16 protein-coding genes and 2 rRNA genes are annotated in these 15,313 nt (G+C 37.7%); 7 read left to right on the forward strand and 11 right to left on the reverse strand.

Going from position 1 to position 15,313, the window contains the following annotated elements; genetic code table 11:
• Positions 1–44 precede the first annotated feature (44 nt).
• From D1B32_RS10195 to D1B32_RS10220, 6 genes are all read right to left on the reverse strand, one after another.
• The gene (locus D1B32_RS10195; protein WP_095311943.1) at positions 45–677 is read right to left on the reverse strand and encodes a response regulator transcription factor; all 633 of its coding nucleotides are present in this window, start codon (positions 675–677) and stop codon (positions 45–47) included.
• Positions 655–1,815: a sensor histidine kinase gene (locus D1B32_RS10200; RefSeq protein ID WP_095311941.1), complete on the reverse strand. Its 1,161-nt coding sequence runs from the start codon at positions 1,813–1,815 to the stop codon at positions 655–657. Before D1B32_RS10200 ends, D1B32_RS10195 begins: the two co-directional genes overlap by 23 nt.
• A 143-nt stretch (positions 1,816–1,958) precedes the next feature.
• Entirely contained in the window at positions 1,959–3,200 is a 1,242-nt protein-coding gene (locus D1B32_RS10205; protein WP_095311939.1) for a M20/M25/M40 family metallo-hydrolase, read from the reverse strand.
• Positions 3,201–3,222: 22 nt separating this feature from the next.
• The gene (locus D1B32_RS10210) at positions 3,223–3,615 is read right to left on the reverse strand and encodes a DUF2178 domain-containing protein (RefSeq protein ID WP_095311937.1); all 393 of its coding nucleotides are present in this window, start codon (positions 3,613–3,615) and stop codon (positions 3,223–3,225) included.
• 11 nt (positions 3,616–3,626) lie between these two features.
• Positions 3,627–3,821: a type II toxin-antitoxin system RelB family anti-toxin gene (locus tag D1B32_RS10215; protein ID WP_095311935.1), complete on the reverse strand. Its 195-nt coding sequence runs from the start codon at positions 3,819–3,821 to the stop codon at positions 3,627–3,629.
• Between the two features lies 1 nt (position 3,822).
• On the reverse strand, positions 3,823–4,128 hold the full coding sequence (locus tag D1B32_RS10220) for a hypothetical protein (RefSeq protein ID WP_095311933.1): 306 nt from the start codon (positions 4,126–4,128) through the stop codon (positions 3,823–3,825).
• 218 nt (positions 4,129–4,346) lie between these two features.
• Here D1B32_RS10220 and D1B32_RS10225 point away from each other — a divergent pair, with 218 nt between their 5' ends.
• On the forward strand, positions 4,347–5,651 hold the full coding sequence (locus D1B32_RS10225; RefSeq protein WP_095311931.1) for an acyl-CoA thioesterase/bile acid-CoA:amino acid N-acyltransferase family protein: 1,305 nt from the start codon (positions 4,347–4,349) through the stop codon (positions 5,649–5,651).
• A gap of 80 nt (positions 5,652–5,731) precedes the next feature.
• On the opposite strand, the gene D1B32_RS10230 is transcribed toward D1B32_RS10225, so the two are convergent.
• Positions 5,732–6,271 (reverse strand): GNAT family N-acetyltransferase, encoded by a 540-nt coding sequence (locus D1B32_RS10230; protein ID WP_240033769.1) that lies wholly within the window; start codon positions 6,269–6,271, stop codon positions 5,732–5,734.
• A gap of 80 nt (positions 6,272–6,351) precedes the next feature.
• On the opposite strand from D1B32_RS10230, the gene D1B32_RS10235 reads away from it, so the two are divergent.
• The 4 genes from D1B32_RS10235 to D1B32_RS10250 all read left to right on the forward strand — a co-directional run bounded on the left by D1B32_RS10235 (position 6,352) and on the right by D1B32_RS10250 (position 10,849).
• Positions 6,352–7,275 (forward strand): ketopantoate reductase family protein, encoded by a 924-nt coding sequence (locus D1B32_RS10235; protein ID WP_118889270.1) that lies wholly within the window; start codon positions 6,352–6,354, stop codon positions 7,273–7,275.
• Positions 7,276–7,353: 78 nt separating this feature from the next.
• Positions 7,354–7,821: a hypothetical protein gene (locus tag D1B32_RS10240; RefSeq protein WP_095311927.1), complete on the forward strand. Its 468-nt coding sequence runs from the start codon at positions 7,354–7,356 to the stop codon at positions 7,819–7,821.
• Between the two features lie 668 nt (positions 7,822–8,489).
• The gene (locus tag D1B32_RS10245; RefSeq protein ID WP_118889271.1) at positions 8,490–9,383 is read left to right on the forward strand and encodes a putative RNA methyltransferase; all 894 of its coding nucleotides are present in this window, start codon (positions 8,490–8,492) and stop codon (positions 9,381–9,383) included.
• Positions 9,383–10,849: an Msr family ABC-F type ribosomal protection protein gene (locus D1B32_RS10250; RefSeq protein WP_095311923.1), complete on the forward strand. Its 1,467-nt coding sequence runs from the start codon at positions 9,383–9,385 to the stop codon at positions 10,847–10,849. The genes D1B32_RS10245 and D1B32_RS10250 overlap by 1 nt, the downstream gene beginning before the upstream one ends.
• A gap of 65 nt (positions 10,850–10,914) precedes the next feature.
• Here the strand turns inward: D1B32_RS10250 and D1B32_RS10255 are convergent, their stop codons facing one another.
• Entirely contained in the window at positions 10,915–11,526 is a 612-nt protein-coding gene (locus D1B32_RS10255) for a class I SAM-dependent methyltransferase (protein WP_118889272.1), read from the reverse strand.
• 272 nt (positions 11,527–11,798) lie between these two features.
• Here D1B32_RS10255 and D1B32_RS10260 point away from each other — a divergent pair, with 272 nt between their 5' ends.
• The gene (locus D1B32_RS10260) at positions 11,799–13,304 is read left to right on the forward strand and encodes a glycine betaine uptake BCCT transporter (protein WP_095311919.1); all 1,506 of its coding nucleotides are present in this window, start codon (positions 11,799–11,801) and stop codon (positions 13,302–13,304) included.
• A gap of 61 nt (positions 13,305–13,365) precedes the next feature.
• Here D1B32_RS10260 and ddlA read toward each other — a convergent pair whose 3' ends face one another.
• Positions 13,366–14,469: a D-alanine--D-alanine ligase gene (gene ddlA / locus D1B32_RS10265; RefSeq protein WP_118889273.1), complete on the reverse strand. Its 1,104-nt coding sequence runs from the start codon at positions 14,467–14,469 to the stop codon at positions 13,366–13,368.
• A 247-nt stretch (positions 14,470–14,716) separates the two neighbouring features.
• Here ddlA and D1B32_RS10270 point away from each other — a divergent pair, with 247 nt between their 5' ends.
• Entirely contained in the window at positions 14,717–14,857 is a 141-nt protein-coding gene (locus D1B32_RS10270; RefSeq protein WP_095311915.1) for a YpzI family protein, read from the forward strand.
• A gap of 162 nt (positions 14,858–15,019) precedes the next feature.
• On the opposite strand, the gene rrf is transcribed toward D1B32_RS10270, so the two are convergent.
• Positions 15,020–15,135: ribosomal RNA gene (gene rrf / locus D1B32_RS10275) — 5S ribosomal RNA — on the reverse strand.
• 74 nt (positions 15,136–15,209) lie between these two features.
• Positions 15,210–15,313 (reverse strand): 23S ribosomal RNA (locus D1B32_RS10280); the annotation flags it as partial.

Here is a 15,313-nt window from a genome sequence, read left to right on the forward strand (position 1 = left end):
GGAATTACTTTAGTCATTTTATTTTGCTAATGACACGTTGTTATTCATACAAGATTATGTCGTATGGCATAAATAGCTAACTGCGTACGATCCCTTAACTCTAATTTATTCAAAATTTGGCTTGTATTATTTTTCACTGTTCCTACCGATAATCCCAATCGTTCCGCAATTTCACTATTATTAAGCCCCTCACCAATGCACGTTAAAATGGCACGTTCTCGGGGTGTTAAGGAGGGATCGACCGTTTTCTCCACTTGCTTGTTAAGTAATAGCGGCATAACCTTCGCTGCAACCTGGTCCTCTACAGCTAATCCACCTTGCAGGGCACTGCGAATTGATCGAATCAACGAATCTGTATCAGCATTTTTTAGAATATAACCACTAACCCCAATCTTTAGTGCGTCCATGACATACTGATTATTATCAAATGTCGTTAATATTAAAATCCTGGACTTTGGCCAGCGGCTCTGGATTATCCTTGCAGCTTCGATACCATCCATAACAGGCATACGAATGTCTAAAATAACCACATCAAATGACTGCTGCTCACAAAGCTGAATCGCTTCCTTTCCATTGCTTGCTTCCCCTGTTACTCTTATTTCCTCATCTGTCTCTATCATCATTTTTAATCCTTGCCTTACCATCACTTGGTCTTCAGCCAGTAGTATTCGAATCATACACTTCCCCCAGGTCAGCTATTTTTAATAAACCACGGACAATAAATTGTCCATCTGTTTTCTGCACATGTAGCTCGCCACCAATTTTTTCAATCCGCTCCCGCATGGAAGCAAGACCAAACCCTTCCTGAAATCGATTATCATTTTTTACAGGGTTGTTAATTTCAAAACGAAAAATACTCCCGCCAGGAGCTTCAAACATAACTTCTGCCTCTCTTGCATTACTATGCTTCATTATATTCGTCAATGCTTCCTGTACCGAACGATAGATGACAAATGACTGTTCTCCCGTGAGAGGCGCTGCAAACGCTCCATGCTTTACTGAAAAATGAATACGAATAAAGCTTTCTGTTTCCAATTTACGAATCAAACGTAAAACTCCCGGTAGACCGCCGACATCTTTACTTTTTAACATTTTTACTGCATTTCGTGTTTCTTCCAGACTTTGATTCGCAAGCTCCTTCAACGATTCAATTTGCGATTTATCATCTTCTGCTGCTTGTAATCGAAATACTTCAAGCTGCATAAGAAGGGCTGTAAGCTTGTGACCGACAGAATCATGGATTTCATGACCAATTAGAACACGCTCTTCCTGCCTTGCTAATTCTTCATCCGATGAAAGACGTCTCTTCACACTTCGATATTCACTGAGCAAAGCGTCATATCGAGCACGTAGGTCATCATTTTGATACTTTGTTTGCTTATACTTAAAGCTTGCAGTTAATAAAAATACAACGTATATCACGATAAAACCTGTTGTAAAGATAGAGAGTTCTGCAGATAAAAGCAAAGCAATAATCCCTGCCATACCGACCATTACAACAACGCTAACTTGTCGGAAATTCAAGTAGTAACAGGCTTCACCAATAAGCAGAGAAAGAATCAGGATAAGAAAAGGATTAAATCCGTCCCCCTGTGACGGGAATAAAGTAATTACCGCAATACATGTATTCAGGCTGAGCAGAATCATTGTAAGTACCGGTTTGTTTGTTACCAATGGCATAACAAAAAAAATGACAAAATAGATTGCAACACCGAGTAAGCGCCATAGTAATTCAACCATACTTACAGAGAAGAATGCTAAAGCAAATATCCATGGACTAATATTAAACAATAGCCATATCCAATATACTTTCATATACGTGTTCCTTTCCTATTTCTGAGGTTATCGTATCAAATTGGGAATTAGAAAACAAATGAGGGAATGCATATAAAATAGGGATATGAAATCCATAGTGATTCATATCCCTAAAAGCCATTTTCACTCTATAACAAAGACTCTTAATCGTTTTTCGCTATAACAGGAAGTAAAGGCTCACAAACATCCTTTACGCCTACCAAACCTAAAATCAATGTAAAGCTTTTTTGAATTGCGCGGTGACCATCTGTTGGATCATACCACTCTTCCAGTGTATGTGCTCCTCCAGCATTTCCACCAGTCCCAGTGGTAATAGCGGGGATCTCCAGGCTCATCGGATAATTCGCATCCGTACTACTTGGCTGTCCAAGTCGTGGGTCACCATCTACTGATTCGATTGCAGCCCAAGCCGCTTGCACAATAACAGCATCAGATGGTTGACTTGCAGGCGGCCGGTTACCGAACCGCTCCATTTCTACTGTAAGATCTTCACTTTTCCATCGCTTATTCTCTTCGTCACACGCATTTCTTACAATCTCTAAAAACGCTTTATCTAATTTGTCGAGTTCCTGCTGATCATTTGAGCGCAAATCAACAAGCATACTAGCTTCCTGAGCAATTGCATTTACCGATGTCCCTCCACGAACCTCGCCAACTGTAAAGGTTGTTTTGGGATTTGCTTTCGTTTCCAATTGAGCTATCGCTGCAATAGCTCTGCCCAATCCATGTGTTGCACTGGGAGAGCCAAAATCTGCGAAACTATGACCGCCAGAACCTTTGTATGTAATTTGATAACGGTAGCTTCCAGTACCTAAATACGTAATAACATTCATATTCGGTCCATCAATGGATATATATCCGTCTACCATGTTTTCTTGAAAAAATGCTTTTACACCGCGGAGATCACCAGCGCCTTCCTCTCCAACCGTTCCACCTATGATAATATCTCCAATTGTAGAAATCGATGACGCATTAAGTGCACGAATGATTGCCAATACCTCTGCCAATCCCCTCGTATCGTCTCCAATTCCTGGTGCATATAATTTCCCACCTTTATCTGTTACCGTTGTATCTGTACCTTCTGGAAAGACAGTATCTAAATGGGCCGAAACAAACAACTTCGGTCCATTTCCAATTCCAGGCCGGACCCCAAATACATTCCCTTCTTTATCCATTTTGACATCTTTCAGACCAAGCCTTTGTAGGCGTTTCTTGAAATCTTGAGCCCGAATCTCTTCTTGAAATGGCGGTGCTGGGATTTCTGTAAGCTGAATTTGCTCAAAAACCGTATTTTCATGATCCGATTCTATGAATTTATATGTTCGGTTTACTCTTTCATCTGCCACTAATTTCTCATAAGTGTCTCGTACTTTTGGTGATAACATATTATTTCCTCCTTTAAATACATCACTTGAATTTTTTCTTATAGATAAATTCAGTTATTGGCAATATAACAAATGTGAGACCGACTAAAATGAGAAGTGGATAATTCGTAATCTGATTGAAATTGCCAGTCCCCTCTGAAATGAATAAAATGAGACATGCAAGAACCATTAATACAAAATATCCTATTCTTGCACTTTGTGCCATTATATGCAAATCCATTTCATCTTTTTCTCCGGCTCCTTCATGATTTCCCCACGTTAGAATGTTAAAAATGAATGATAATGCAATGAACGTAAAAAATATCTGGCCTGCATCTAGGGCTTCAAAACGCACCCAGTTATATACAATAAATCCTGCGAATATACAAAAAACGGAGATACTAACAAAAAGCATAAACTTCTTTGTTCTATCCATATCCCTTCACCTCATTTACTAGGTATAAATAATTCATCTACGGTAACCTCTAACTGTTTTGCAATATCAAATGCTAATTGTAAACTGGGATCATATTTATTGTTTTCAATCGCATTAATCGTTTGTCTAGAAACCTTACATAGTTTAGCTATTTCCTCTTGAGATAGCTTTTTTGCTTTTCTTAGTTGCCGAATGTTATTTTCCATATTAATTCCCATATTTCCTTTTGTTATATAGTAGTGTTACAAGGTATACGATAGAAATGATTACAAGAAATATAAAAGGACTCATTCCTTCTACGGTCTGCCCTTTTACACTAACCATGTATATAGACATACCAATTTCTATTAGTAAAACTCCTACTATAATCGCGAATGTATACGACATAGCTTTTGCTTTGATAAAATTTTTCCGTTCGTCCCCTTGCTTCGCTAACGAATAGAGTAGCATACCAATAAGCAAAACCATCAATAACAAAAAGCCAAAGAAGATAATTAAAATAAACCAATCCATTATAATCGCCACCTTGATTCATTGAATGTAAAAAGTATTTGACATTTATAATTATAAAACTTTTCAAATATATGTCAAATACTTTTTACATATGTTTATAAAGCAAATGGACTTTAATAATCTCTTCTTGAATATGCTTGAGATAAGAAAGCGTTTAGGATAGAATAATTACTGAATTGAATGATAATTTAAAATTTAGATATGAAAGGGAAATATAAATGACTAAATTAGCCACCAAAGCACCTCAATTTATTATCACTCCACAGATTGCTCTTGTAGATGAACCCTTACAAATCCGTTTATCAGGCTGTAACCCAAAGCAAACTGTCAAGATACAGGCAAGAAGTACAGACGGGAATCGTAATCCATTTGAATCCTATGGATTTTTTCAAACAGATGAACAAGGTGTTATTGACCTAAGTAAACAAAAGCCTATAAGCGGTACATACGAGACAATCGATTCCATGGGACTATTGTGGTCCATGAAATTGGATGATCCAAAAAAACATGCATTATTCACAAAGTCTAAATCTACCCCTATCACGGTGACAATCACCGCTGAATTAAATGGGGATACCATTGCAAGTGTGGATGTTATTCGGGCGTTTGCAGCACCTCACGTATCGAAAACCCAGGTTGACGAGCAAGGAATGATTGGATCACTTTATCAACCAACTGGTCCTGATTCTCATCCGGGAGTACTTATACTAGGTGGGTCGGATGGCGGTATGCGGGAAAGCGCTGCGGCCCTACTTGCTTCCCATGGTTATGCTGCTTTTTCATTAGCGTATTTTGGTATAGAGGATGTTCCAGAAGACTTGGTTAACATTCCGCTTGAATACTTCGAAACAGCTATACACTGGTTACAACAGCAGCCTCAAGTCCATGCAAATCAAATTGCTGTGGTCGGCTTCTCACGAGGTGGAGAGCTTGCACTACAATTAGGGACAATGTTTCCTGAAATTAAAGCAGTTGTTGCTGGTTCACCAAGCGGAGTTCGCTATGCTGGTTTACGAAACTTTATGGGAGTACCTGACCCTGCTTGGACCTATGAAAATAAGCCATTAATCTATTTACAGCCGAAGAATAGTGTTTCTTCTTTTTTTAGCTATTTTTCAAAGTTGTTGACTCGTAAACCAATATCCAACCTCTCTGTATTTCATAACACCTTAAAAAATAAAGGACAGATTGATGCAGCACGCATTCCAGTTGAAAGAATCCAAGCACCTATCATGCTAATATCGGGGGGAGATGATCAATTATGGCCTTCCTCTCTATTTTCCAACATGATTATGGAACGCCTCACAGAGAAAAATCACCCGTACCCAAATGTCCATCTGCACTATAAAGACGCAGGCCATTTTCTATGCTTTCCGTTTACTTTTCCTTCTATGCCACCAGAGGTTTTGCTTTCAAATGGACCGTTTACCCTAACATTTGGCGGGAGTGCAAATGCTAATGCTCAAGCTGCTAAAGACTCTTGGCCTAAAATACTAGCATTTTTAGATGAGTCCTTAAGCTAAAATAGTTTTAAATATTTTCTTAGGTAGCTTGAAGACAAAGCTACCTTAAAGTTATTACTAATTCTCGACCGTATAATAAGCTAAATGGACCGGTTAAATTCTATTAACCAGCAATCTCGTAGCTCACCTTCATGAAATTCATGCTTAGGTAAGATTCTAACTTTTTTAAATCCGCATTTTTCATAACATCTTATAGCTCGTGAATTTGTTCGTTGAGGGTCCATTATAACTCTATCAGCTCGCTTTTTCTCAAGTAAATAGTCTACCATTGAACGAACAAGTAATGTTCCAATTCCTTTATTCCAATATTCGGGTTCACCAATGAACTGATCCATTCCATAAGTAATTTCTTCCTGACTATAATCATGTATTGTACTTGTTTTATTATTTACTTGATAAAATTGTATGTAGCCGATAGCTTTTGCTTTATATACAACAATGCATTTAACAACACCGTCATCCAGATTATAAAAATCATTATTGACTTTCTTTAGATCAAAAGGATTGTCCCTTCCTTCATAAAATTCAAGAACAGTAACGTTTGAAAGCCATCTAACCAACAAATGATTATCATTTGTTTGTAATGGACGAACCATTATATTCCCTTTTTCAAAAATCACGGTTTCACCCTCTTTTTTTGAATTATGAATATTTATGCTATACTAATTATAATTGAAAACATTGAAAAGCGGGGAATAAGATGAAAAAAATCCAATCTGTTGCTTTAATAGGTTTAGGTGCAATTGGCGCTGCTTACGGTAGCAAATTACATACATTATTAGACAGCGATTTTACAGTTGTCGCAAGCAAGGATAGAATTAACCGCTACACAGCTAACGGACTAGATGTAGATAACACGATGTTTCATTTTAATTATAAAACGCCCGAGACAAATGCTGATCCTGTAGACCTCGTTATTTTTGCTGTGAAAAATGACCAGCTCGAACAGGCTCTTACTGATATGAAATACTATATTGGCCCAGATACAATTATTCTATCACTCTTAAACGGAATATCTAGTGAAGAGGAAATCTATAATCGTAAACTAAATAACCATATCTTATACAGCATGTGTGTTGGTATCGATGCAGTAAGAAGAGATAATCGTATTCGCTTTTCTAGTATCGGAAAAATCTGCTTCGGAGAAAAGGATCGAAGCCTCTCGAAGGATGTTCTTGCCGCAAAAGATTTGTTTGAACGCGCCGGTATTCCTTATGAGATACCAGAAGACATCTGGCATACAATTTGGGCAAAATTCATGTTTAACGTTGGTATTAACCAAGTTTCTGCCGTATTACGTGCACCTTATAAATATTTTCAGGAGGTACCTTCACTCCACGAGTGGATGGAACAGGCGATGTACGAGGTTGTTGCCATCTCGCAAAAGGTGGGTGTGAATCTGACAGAAGCAGATGTCCATAGCTATCGACCAATTTTAATGAAGCTATCACCAGATGGGCAAACCTCTATGCTTCAGGATATTGTAGAAGAACGTAAAACCGAAGTGGAGTATTTCGCTGGAAAAGTGTGTGAGCTTGGTAGAAAGTATGGCATTCCAACGCCAATTAACGACCAGCTTTATCAGTTGATCCTAATCATTGAGGATATGGCAAGCATAAAATAACTACTGATAATTGTAGTAATAGCAACTAATCAAACGTTTGATTAGTTGCTATCCATTTTGGAAAAGGAGCATCCAAGCATGACACAGTACATTTATATCGCTTCACCCATGAGATTACCTGTTGGTACGTTCGGTTTAAACCCAATCTCACCAGAACAACCAAACGTATTCGCAAGTGAGTTGGATTTTACACATTTACATTTTGAAAATAATTATGACAGTGAAAGTAAGGAACGTTTTTCCTACAGCCCTCACTTTTCTTTCAAACACCAAGTAACAACTACGAATAACTCGCTACCATTAAAGCACGAGTGGATCTCGACCAAACAATGGAATAGAAAAGAGTTTGAAAGGAAATGCTTAGCATTGCTCTATTCGTATTTGGAGAAAGCTGTTGGAACTGCATATGTCGTTGAATATTTCACCAGTATAAATGGAGAAGAGCATCTGCCGATTTCTGTAAAGCGTAAGAAACACTGGAAAGATATCAAGAAGCCCGATGATCTTATTATAGAGGATCGGGAATTCTGGGAAATCACCTTATAGAGGATGTTCAAAAAGTCGGTGAAAATGACATATCGAGAACAGAGGACCATTGACTAACTCTTCCAACACGTCCTGTTGCACACGTTGAAGTCACCACATCCTATGAAGCTCGTTGACTTGCTTTTTGAACTCGCACTTCTAAGGAAAAGCCGCTCCCCCTCTTTTTGACATTTACTCCTAGAAGTTCTATAATTAATATGATACGATAACAACTAATTTAAGGAGGATGGTTAAAAAATGCATTCAATCAGATTACGTTCCCTAACTTTGAACTAAGTAATTTAATACGTTCAAAGACTCTGTTTGTATAGACAGGGTAAAGGGATTAGTCTGTCCTTTTTTAATCATCTTCATTTTGTATAATATATAGATAGGATGTAGAAAGGTGGGTTTATTCTGCCTTTCTTTATTTTTGTGCTCTTTCAATGGAAAATTCGGTATCAGATACGCATCTGTAAATTTGTCATTCACATTTGTTAATGCCTATTTGGCACCTATGTGGCAAGCAAGTTTCCTTCTGATAATTTCTTTCCATAATAGAAAGAGTCATTTCGTGGACAGCTATCTTAGCTTAACTCCTAACTGAATAAGGACGGGGCTTCTTCCCTTTACTCTAAATCACAGGCAGACTGCCTGTGATTTTTTTATTGGAAAGGATGAGGTAAAACATGACTAAAAAAATGAAAACCGCAAAACGCGTCCATCAATATAACACTGCATTCCAGTGTCCAATTTGTCAAAGCGCTATGGAAGTTATCGACCCGAAGAGCTTCGTATGTTCCAAAAACCACACATTTGATTTTGCCAAACAAGGTTATATCAATATGCTGACACATCAAGTTACTAGTCCGTATGGCAAGGAATTGTTTGAAGCAAGACAAAGAATTATTACAAATAGCAGCTTATACACTATGCTGCATGACACTATCGCACATGTAATTAATCAACAACCATGCACATCAGCTGCTTCTCTGATGGTAGCAGATCTAGGTTGTGGAGAAGGATCTCATTTACAAGCAATTTTAGATAAGTGTATGCAGCCTAAAGTTACTGGTGTTGGTATTGATATTTCAAAAGAAGGAATTATTATGGCAGCAAAAAAACATGATACACCTACATGGCTTGTCGCGGATTTGGCCAAATCGCCACTTGCCGACAAAGCATGTTCCTTTATTTTAAATATCCTGTCGCCAGCTAATTATCGAGAATTCAAACGAATTTTATCGCCTGGCGGACTCGTTATCAAAGTAGTTCCTGGACCTAACTATCTCCGTGAATTACGAGAGATGCTTTCCCAAAAAACAAAGCATCACAATACAGAAACAGTAGATTTATTTAAAAGGCATTTTGACTTATTAGAAGTCATCCGTGTACAGGATACAAGAGAGCTTCATCAAACAGCGATTGTAGATTTGGTCCGTATGACGCCACTAACTTGGACTTCCAATCAAGCACAAATCAAGCAATTTTATAGGCAGGATGCAGCTGCAATCACAATTGACTTAGAAATATTAATCGGCACAAATGCATCAACCAGAAATTATATAGGGGGTAAAGCATAATGGAAAAAGTATGTTTGGAACTAGAAAATATAGAACTCACCTTTTTTGATAAAGTCATCTTGGATATACCAAGACTAGCAGTACACCAATTTGATCGAATTGGCATCGTTGGTAAAAACGGAGCTGGAAAAAGTACATTATTAAAGCTCCTTCACGGACAAATTCAACCGGACAGAGGAGATGTGCATCGCTTTTCCGATTTTGGCTATTTCGACCAGTTGGCGGAACCAGTTGAAAAGGAGACGGACTATGAACTATTAGGGAAACTAGCCGTCCCTTCAACTGATATTCGTTATCTAAGCGGTGGAGAACAGACTCGTATGAAACTTGCCCAGCTGTTCTCCACGTATCATGAAGGACTATTAATTGACGAGCCGACTACGCATCTCGACACAACTGGAACAACTTTCTTTATCGATGAGTTAACGTATTATTACGGAGCACTTGTACTTGTAAGCCATGACCGCTTTGTCTTAGATAAGCTTGTAACAAAAATCTGGGAAATTGAAGACGGAAAAGTAACCGAGTATACAGGAAATTTTTCAGATTATGTAGCGCAAAAGGAGCTCCAGCATAAACAGCAGCAAGAACAGCACGAAAAATATGTAAAAGAGAAAAATCGTCTCTTAAAAGCTGCTGAAGAAAAGATGAAGAAGGCAGAAAAAATAACAGATGCTAATAAGCGGATGGCAAAAAAGGATACAAAGGCAATGGCAAATCGAATGTTCGAGACAAAATCAAAAGGAACCAGTCAAAAAGCGGTTCAACGGGCAGCGAAAGGTATCGAACAACGTGTGGAACAGCTTGAAGCGGTGGACGCTCCAGAAAAGGAACGCTCCCTACATTTCCATCAAACAGCCGCACTCAAGCTTCATAACAAGTTTCCGATTATGGCAGATCGATTAACATTGGAAGTTGGAAATAACAGGATTCTTAAAGAGGCGAGCTTTCAATTCCCATTAGGCAGTACAATCGCAATTACTGGAAAGAACGGCTCAGGAAAAACAACTTTACTCCAACATATTATACAGCATGGCGAAGGAATAAGCCTTTCTCCTAAAGCTGTGATTGGGGCTTATCACCAAATGAGCTACCAATTCGAAAAGGCTGAAACAGTCCTCGCCTATATGAAGGATAAAAGTGACTACAATGAAAGCAAGATTCGTGCAGTGCTTCATGCCATGAATTTTACAGGCAATGATCTGAAAAAGAAAACTTCTGCGTTAAGTGGTGGTGAAGCCATTCGACTGGTATTATGCCAGCTTTTCTTAGGAAGATACAATATACTCATTTTAGATGAGCCAACTAATTTTCTTGATATTTTTTGTATCGAAGCACTAGAGCGATTTTTAAAGGCATATGAAGGAACGGTTATCCTCGTCTCACATGACCGTACGTTTACAGAGCGCGTTGCTGATACAGTCTATGTCCTAGAGGATCAGCAGCTGAAATTAACCGAGCTTTAACGTTAACTATTCGAAAACGCTGCTCACCAAAAAGAGCTAAGGAGATTCTTAGCTCTTTTTCCAACTTAATTGCCAGCTCGATAAATGAGAAAACGTTCATATGGATTCGCTTCATATAGTCCAGGCAACTGGATTTCTTGTTTCAATTCAAATATTGTCTTATCCTCTAGAAAATACACATAATCTTCATGCGCATAGTATAGAATTAACTCTACCTCTCGATTCGATTCTTCAATTGAACGTAAAATCCGATTAATCACCTTCTGAAATATTTGAACGGAAAATGGATTAAAAAAGTAAAATCGATTATCCATGGGATCGATAATATATTCTTCTGCCAAGCAGCAAATAAACTCAATTGTATCCTTCCTATTATTCGTATGCTGCAAATACTTTCTTAGGTTGACAATCGATTCCTGATAGAAATTTTCATCCATTTCAATCCCCTTCACAGATGCACGATAAAAATGATGGATATAGAAGTTCAACCTCCCTTTCCCACACCCATAATCCACAAAATGATCTTGTTCACTCACCTCATATTGCTGAAACAGTATTTCAAGTGCATGGTACGGTGTTGGTTCATACGGATTATACTGAATCGAGTCCGGGAAAGACAATTTCTTCTCTGGACCCGTCCGTACATGTAATAATTTATCAAATTTATAATCTATCATAAGCCCTTCTCTTTTCTAAAAATTAGGTTATTATCCGAATTTAATTAGCAGTAATCCTTACTTTGCAATTAAATGAAAAAATTAAATTTTAAAAAACTCAAACTTCCCCTTCTATCATACATATAACCGTTAATCATTGCCAATCCTATCAGTAGATAACGAAATCTTAAATTGTGAACTTTCCTTATTTAGGGTTTCATTATTTTTCAAAACGGGTATAATAATCCGTATGCTTATTACACATATGTCAAATTTATTCTTAGGGGGGAATCATGAAGCGTATTTCAAAGGTTTTTTACATAGCTGTAGCGTTAGTTATTATTTCTGTTATTCTGGGAGCATCTTTTCCTACCCAGTTTGAACAAATAACAAATAATGTTAAAAATTTTGTTTCTACAACTTTTGGTTGGTATTATATGCTGCTCATGTCAGCATTAGTTATCTTTGCAATCATTATTGCATTTAGCCCTTATGGGAGAATTCGTCTTGGAAAAGATCATGAAAAACCGGATTTTTCCACAGGCTCTTGGATTGCCATGCTATTCTCAGCTGGTATGGGAATTGGTCTTGTCTTTTACGGATCTGCAGAACCTCTTTTCCACTATGTTTCAAATGCTCCAGAAGCAGAGCTTGGCACTGCAGAGGCCTTTAAAGAAGGTTTAGCGTATTCTTACTTTCATTGGGGTCTTCATGTATGGGCGATGTATGGTATTGTCGCGCTTGCACTTGCCTTCTTTCAATTTCGAAAAGGTATGCCTGGATTAATTTCTTCTACACTAAGGCCTTTATTTGGAGACCGTATGAATGGTCCATTAGGTACATTAATCGATGTACTAGCTGTTTTTGCTACCGTATTCGGTGTTGCGACCTCACTTGGGTTTGGTGCAGTTCAAATTAACGCCGGATTATCACATTTATTCGGAGTTGAAATTGGATTTATTCCACAGCTAGTTATTATTTTAATCGTAACCGTATTATTCATGATGTCAGCTTGGTCTGGTTTAAGTAAAGGAATCAAATATTTATCCAACTTAAATATGATTCTTGCTATACTAGTCTTTATTGTTGTGGTTATTCTCGGGCCGACATTACTCATTCTAAATATGTTTACAGAAACATTCGGCCTTTATATACAAAAAATTGTGCAAATGAGCTTTAAAACAGCCCCACTTGAAGGTGATAATCGTGGATGGTTAGATTCGTGGACCATCTTCTACTGGGCATGGTGGATCTCATGGGCGCCATTTGTAGGAATGTTTATCGCACGAGTATCCCGAGGACGTACTATCCGTCAATTTCTTATGGGCGTTATGGTCATCCCTACGTTAGTTGTTTCTGTTTGGTTTGCAGCATTTGGAACAACAGCTGGTAACGTTCAAGATAATGGAACAAACATTGCACAATTTGATACAGAGTTGGTATTGTTTAACATGTTTGATCAGTTACCACTCTCATTTCTTTTATCGATCCTTGCAATATTATTAATTGCATCATTCTTTATTACATCAGCCGATTCAGCAACCTTTGTTTTAGGAATGCAATCAACTCGCGGTTCCTTAACTCCACCAAACAATGTAAAAATTATTTGGGGTGTATCCCAGTCAACAGTAGCATTAATTTTGCTCTATGTTGGTGGTCTAACAGCATTACAAAACACAATCATTATTGCTGCATTACCATTTTCCTTTGTCATGATTCTAATGGGAATTGCGTTATACAAAGCGCTTAATGCAGAAGTCAGGTTAATGACCAAGAAGAAGGCCTTACAGAAGAAATAGAATTAAAAATCCCCTTAAAGAGCGGAAACTCTTAAAGGGGTTTTTTAATTTGCTAATGGGTTTATTTTTCCTCAAAAGAACTATTTAAAAACGAATCACGTTGGTGTCGCTCTAAAGCCAAATTAATTAGTTTATCAATTAGCTGACTATATGGTATACCACTTAGCTCCCATAGTTTTGGATACATACTTATTTTGGTGAATCCAGGTATTGTATTAATCTCATTAATTACAATTTCATTGTCTTTTGTTAAGAAAACATCGACCCTTGCCATTCCATCACAATTTAATGCTTTAAATGCTTTTATCGCTACTTCTTGTATTTGCTTTGTTACATCTTCACTTAGCTGAGCCGGAATCTCAAGTGCTGCTCCGCTTTCATCAATGTATTTAGCTTCATAAGAATAAAAGTCAGCTGTTGCGACAATCTCTCCAGGTATTGATGCAATTGGATTTTCATTTCCCAAAATAGAACACTCAATTTCCCTACCTTGAATTGCTTCCTCAATCAATATTTTGTGGTCATAGTTAAAGGCACTTGCGACGCCTTTTTCAAATTCTTCCTGTGTCTGTACTTTACTCACACCAACAGATGACCCCTGATTAGCTGGTTTAATGAACAAAGGGAGATTTAATTGCTGTGTAATTTCATCAAATGAAATACTATTTTTTGACGCCCATGTATACGTATATGAATTGGCAACCGTTAAACCCGCTTCTCGAAGTAATCGTTTGGCAATATCTTTATCCATACTTATTGCTGAGCCTAACACATTTGAACCAACAAAAGGAATATTGGCCATTCGCAGCATCCCTTGAATACTTCCATCCTCTCCTAAAGTTCCATGGAGAATGGGAAAAATCACATCTAATTGACCTAATGCTTCCATTCCCTCTCTATTTACAAGTTGATTTTCAGTTTCACCGGGTACCACAGCAATTCCTTTATTTGTTTTATTTAATGCTATTAATTTTGGATCCTCAGCATTCAAAAGAAAATGGGAAGCATCATTTAAATGCCATTTCCCTGATTTATCAATTCCAATTAACACAACATCGTATTTCGAAGGATCAATTGCTTCCATCACGTTTTTAGCTGATTGTAAAGAAACTTCATGCTCCGCAGACTTTCCCCCAAATAATAAACCCAACTTTTTCTTCACCATATATTCCCTCCAAAATGTTCTTTAGTCGATATTTATTTTCATATCATTATAGTTATGTAAACACATTTGAAAAATTTATTTACCAAATTAATTGTATCACCCATTCTATTTTCGCACAAAATCTCCTAACAAAGAAAATATTTTCATACTTATCCAATTTGAATGATATTTAAGTATGTCGAGTAGATAATGAAGTCATGAATAAAAGTCTCAAAATCGCTAATGTTAATGTTGGGAGGTGCTAATTATGGGAAGAGACCGCCAAGAAAAGAAATTGAGAGAAAGCGGACGCGTAGAATCTGATCGAGATGTGGGACTTCGCTATAAAGGAGCAACAAAAATGTCTAGTCCTGAAGAAGCTAGAAGACTAAATGATGGAAGAAAGTAGAATAAAGAACAATAGCGATGCCACCTTGATTTACTACGGAGGAGTCTCGCTACGGATTTAGCACTTTGTGGTCATGATCGAGGTAACTAAGTCATCCACAGCTTTTATACACCAAAACGCAAAAACCCCAGTATATGCAATTATATACTGGGGTTTTCATTGGCCTGGCGGCGTCCTACTCTTGCAGGGGCAAAGCCCCAACTACCATCGGCGCTGAAGAGCTTAACTTCTGTGTTCGGCATGGGAACAGGTGTAGCCTCTTCGCTATTGCTACCAGACAACTTTATAAGGTAAAATATTGATTTATACCTTAAAAACTAAATAAGAGTAAACAAGACATCAAATAAAGAATTTAGTTAAGTCCTCGATCGATTAGTATCCGTAAGCTCCACGTGTCACCACGCTTCCACACCGAACCTATCAACCTCATCGTCTCTGAGGGATCTTACTCACTCG

It is taken from the genome of Oceanobacillus profundus, from assembly GCF_003515705.1.
Taxonomy (GTDB): Bacteria; Bacillota; Bacilli; order Bacillales; family Amphibacillaceae; genus Oceanobacillus; species Oceanobacillus profundus.